The sequence below is a fragment of the Acidisphaera rubrifaciens HS-AP3 genome (genome assembly GCF_000964365.1).
Classification (GTDB): Bacteria; Pseudomonadota; Alphaproteobacteria; order Acetobacterales; family Acetobacteraceae; genus Acidisphaera; species Acidisphaera rubrifaciens.
In genome coordinates, this window is record NZ_BANB01000692.1 from 1 (window position 1) to 4,072 (window position 4,072).

At 72.0% G+C, this 4,072-nt stretch carries 4 protein-coding genes; all 4 read right to left on the bottom strand.

The genetic code is table 11. The features are described 5' to 3' along the window. A partial coding sequence (locus B8460_RS16530) for a sugar ABC transporter ATP-binding protein (RefSeq protein WP_048862714.1) occupies window positions 1-1,688 on the bottom strand: 1,688 nt, incomplete at its 3' end. A gap of 9 nt (window positions 1,689-1,697) precedes the next feature. After that, window positions 1,698-2,687: a substrate-binding domain-containing protein gene (locus B8460_RS16535; RefSeq protein WP_048862715.1), complete on the bottom strand. Its 990-nt coding sequence runs from the start codon at window positions 2,685-2,687 to the stop codon at window positions 1,698-1,700. Window positions 2,688-2,877: 190 nt separating this feature from the next. Then, window positions 2,878-3,183: a hypothetical protein gene (locus tag B8460_RS16540; protein ID WP_048862716.1), complete on the bottom strand. Its 306-nt coding sequence runs from the start codon at window positions 3,181-3,183 to the stop codon at window positions 2,878-2,880. A gap of 167 nt (window positions 3,184-3,350) precedes the next feature. Then, a partial coding sequence (locus B8460_RS16545; protein WP_048862717.1) for an ATP-binding protein occupies window positions 3,351-4,072 on the bottom strand: 722 nt, incomplete at its 5' end.

The window sequence follows — 4,072 nt, forward strand, 5'->3', positions numbered from 1 at the left end:
GTGGCGGCGCGGTCCACGATCGCGCCGGCGGCGAAGCCCGGATCGGGCGCCGCGCCCACGCGGTCGAAGCAGAACACGCGCGCCCCGTCGATCGCGATCCAGTACGCCGTGCCGCCGTGGCGCGCGACCAGCGCCTCCAGCACCGTGTGCGTGCGCTCGGCGGAGCTGCGGGGGGCTGCGAACATGCCAAGCTTCTCGATATCGACCAGCGCGCTCGGCAGCTCGGTCACGCTCGCGCCGTCGGCGAGCACGACGATGCGGTCGGCGAGGCCGATCACCTCCTCGAAATCCGACGACACGACGACGCAGGCCACGCCCTCCGCCGCGACGTGGCGCAGCAGCGCATAGATCGCGCTGCGCGTGCCGATATCGACCCCGCGCGTCGGCTCGTCGAGCAGCAGCAGACGCGGCTCCAGCAGCAGCCAGCGCGCGAGGATCACCTTCTGCTGCATGCCGCCGCTGAACGTCATCATGCTGGCATCGAGCAGCCGCCGCTGCGGCAGTTCCAGCAGGTCGAGCAGCGCCCGCACCCGCGCCGTCCGCGCGCCGTAGCCGAGCCCCGCCCCCGCCCGCGCGCCGAGATGCGCGAGCAGCAGATTCTCCCGCACCGAGAAGTCCGGCACGATGCCCTGGCCGCGCCGGTCCTCCGGGATCAGCCCGATGCCGGCACGGATCGCCGCGCGCGGCCCCGACGGGGCATGCGGCCGGCCGTTGAACTCGATCGTCCCGCCGGTCGGTCGGCGCAGGCCGAAGATCGTCTCCAGCACCTCCGACCGGCCGGCGCCGACCAGACCGGCCAGCCCCACGATCTCGCCCGCGCGCACCTCGAACGACACGTCGCGCACCTTCGGCGGACAGCGCAGGCGCGAAACGCGCAGCACCGGCACGGCATCGCGCGCGGGCGGGACCGGGCGATCGGCGACGGCGTAGATGTCGGCCACCTCGCGCCCGACCATCTGGCGCACCAGTTCGCCCTGGTCGAGCGTCGCCGTCGGCTGTCCCGCCGCGACCAGCTTCCCCTCGCGCAGCACCGTCACGCGGTCGGTGACGGCGAAGATCTCCTCCAGCCGGTGCGAGACGAAGATCAGCCCGCGCCCCCGCGCCGCCAGCCGCCGCATGATGTCGAACAGCTGCTCGCTCTCATGCGGCGACAGCGGTGCGGTGGGCTCGTCGAGGATGATGATGCGGCTGTCGAGCGCCAGCGCCTTGAGGATTTCGACCAGCTGGCGCTGCCCGATGCTGAGGTCGCCCACCAGCGCGCGCGGATCGAGCCCCGCCTCCGCGCCCAGCCCATCGATCAGCGCCGCCGCCTCGCGCCGCCACGCGCGCGGATGCGGCGCCCGCGACAGGCCGAGGCGGGAGAGCATGATGTTCTCGGCGACCGACAGGTCGGGCGCGAGCGAGGTCTCCTGCGTCACCATCGCGATGCCGCTGCGCAGCGCTTCGCGCGTGCCCGCATGCACCAGCGGGACGCCGTCCAGCAGCATCTCGCCGCGATCGGGGGCGATCTGGCCGGAGATCACCCGCGACAGCGTGGACTTGCCCGCGCCGTTGGCGCCGATCAGCGCATGCACCTCGCCGGCGCGCAGCTCGAATCCCGCGCCGGCCAGCGCCTGCGTCGCGCCGAACCGCTTCCAGATGTCGCGCAGGACCAGCAGCGGCGCGCCGGCCGCCGGCGTATTGGGCATCGGCCGCGATCAGGTCTCGCCGAACACCGTCTCGCGCACGGTCGACTCCAGCTTGCGCACGTTCGCCTGATCGACTACCAGGATCGGGACGGTGATCGTCTTCTCCGGCGTCTTGCCGGCGAAATGCCCGAACATCGCGCGCGCCGCGTTCTCGCCCATCAGATAGGGCTGCTGCATGCCGGACGCGACGATCTGCCCGCTTTCGATCAGCTGGATGAAATCGGGGATGCCGTCGAACGCGGCGAGCAGCACGTCCTTGTCGCGCCGCGCCGCCTTCAGCGCCCGCAGCGCGCCGATCGCCGGCTGGTCCGTCTCGACGAACAGACCACGCATGTCGGGATGCGCGGTCAGCATGTCCTGCACGAACTTGAACGTCTCGTCGGCGGTGTAGGTCTGCATCTGCGACAGCGCGACGTCGCGTATCCCCGCCTCGGCCAGCGCCTTCTTGAAGCCGTTGGTGCGCGCCTGCCCGTTCTTGCGCGCGAGCGAGATCGTCACCAGCCCGACCGTGCCCTTCTCCCAGCCCTTCGCCTTCATCGCGCGCGCGAGCGCCTGCCCCGTGCCGTAGGCGCCCGCCTCGTTGTCGGAGATGATGAACGAGACATACTCGCCACCGGTCGTGCCGATGTCGGCGATCACCACCGGGATGCCTGCGCGCTTGGCGAGCGCGAGCACCGACGGCGCGGTCGAACTGTCGGTCGGCGATATGATGAGCCCGTCGACGCGCTTGGCGATCGCGTCCTGGGCGTTCTGAAGCTGAGTCTGCGCCGAATTGTGGCTGTCATAGGTCGTGGCGACGGCGCCGTTGCGCTTGGCCTCCGCCTCGATGCCCTTCGACAGGATGCGCCAGAACGGCAGATCGAGGCCGGGCGTCAGATACGCGAGCCGCTTGCCCTCCGCGCGCGCGACGCCGGGCAGCATGCCGGCCGCCAGCACCGCGGGCGCGGCAAGCCGGATCAGCCCGCGCCGCGTGACGGGGCGGTATCCTTGACGGACCATCGTCTCCTCCTGTTGTGCTTGCGCGCGCGTGGCCGCACGTCGCCCGACGGCCGGCCACGGGACCGGTCGCGTTTTCGTTACGCGATCACTTTGTCCGATCAATACCAGACCGCGTGGCACGCCCTGTCAAGCAAGCGCCGCCGCTCGACGCCCCTCGCGGCGCATCGGTGCCGCGAAGGGCGTCGGCGCGTCAGCGCTGATGCGCCTGCAGGCGCTGGCCCGCCCGGCGCAGCTCGGCCGCCGGTATCACGCGACCGCCGCAGGCCGGGTCGCCGAGGCCGATCTCGATCGCGACCTTGCCGTCGCCGCGCAGCCAGGAGCAGGCGGCGAGCCAAATGCCGTCGAAGCGGATCTGCACATGCGAGAGCTCAAGGCCCGCGCCGCTCGCGGCGATCTCGCGCCACATGGCGACGCCCGCCGCCCGCAGCTGCGGGCCGAGGGCGGCACGCGCCTCGGTGGTGAAGGTGAGGATGACGGGGACGATGACGTTGAACATGGAACCTCCGTTGCGAACAAACCGCCCCGCACGTCGACCGGACGGAATCCGGGTGACGTCGGGAACACCTGTGTTCGATCGGAGATTGCGCACTCAACGCATGCCGGTCTCCTAGCGCGGTGCGCGGCGCTTGTCACGTACAAACGCCGCGATGCCGGCACGCCGGATCAGGCGGTGAAGCCGATGGCGCGCGCCCCTTCCCGCGCCTCGCTTTCGGCCGCAAGCAACGCCATCAGCCCGGCGGCATCCGGTGCCGGATCGATCAGCGCCGCGCGGCGCGTCACCAGCGCGAAGTCGGCGGGCGTCAGGGCGCGGAGCCGCAAAAGCTCCGCCGGCGCGGCCATGCCGAAGAAGCGCCGGAACGCCGCCTCCGCCTGCGCCGCGTCGAGGTAACGGAACCGCGCCTTGATCAGGAAGCGCCGCATGCTCGCGGGATCGAGCCGGTCCGCGAGGTTCGTCGTGCAGACGAACGGCAGCGGGTGGCTCTCCATCCAGGTCAGCATCTCGTTGACCTGCGTGACCTCCCACCCCTGATGCGCGCCGCGACGGTCGCCGAGCAGACTGTCCGCCTCGTCGAAGATCAGCAACGCGCCGCTGTCGCGCGCCTCGGCGAAGGCTTCGGCGATACGCGCCTCGCTCTGCCCGACATAGGGGCCGAGCAGGTCGGACGCGCGCTTCTGCACCGCCGGCACGCCGATCATGTCCGCGAGGTAGCGGGCATAGGCGCTCTTGCCGGTGCCGGGCGGGCCGGACAGCAGCAGCGAGACCGCCCGCGGCGCGCCGGGTGCCGCCAGCCGCCGCGCCAGCGCAACGAGATCGCAATCGGCCGGCACCAGCGCAGGGTCGAACGCCGGGTCCACCCCCGCCTGCGGCGCCGGCAGCGCCCCGC

Bases quoted from the DNA above. Each gene is read 5' to 3' on its own strand.
- B8460_RS16535 (WP_048862715.1), bottom strand. From the start codon at position 2,687: ATGGTCCGTCAAGGATACCGCCCCGTCACGCGGCGCGGGCTGATCCGG.
- B8460_RS16540 (WP_048862716.1), bottom strand. From the start codon at position 3,183: ATGTTCAACGTCATCGTCCCCGTCATCCTCACCTTCACCACCGAGGCG.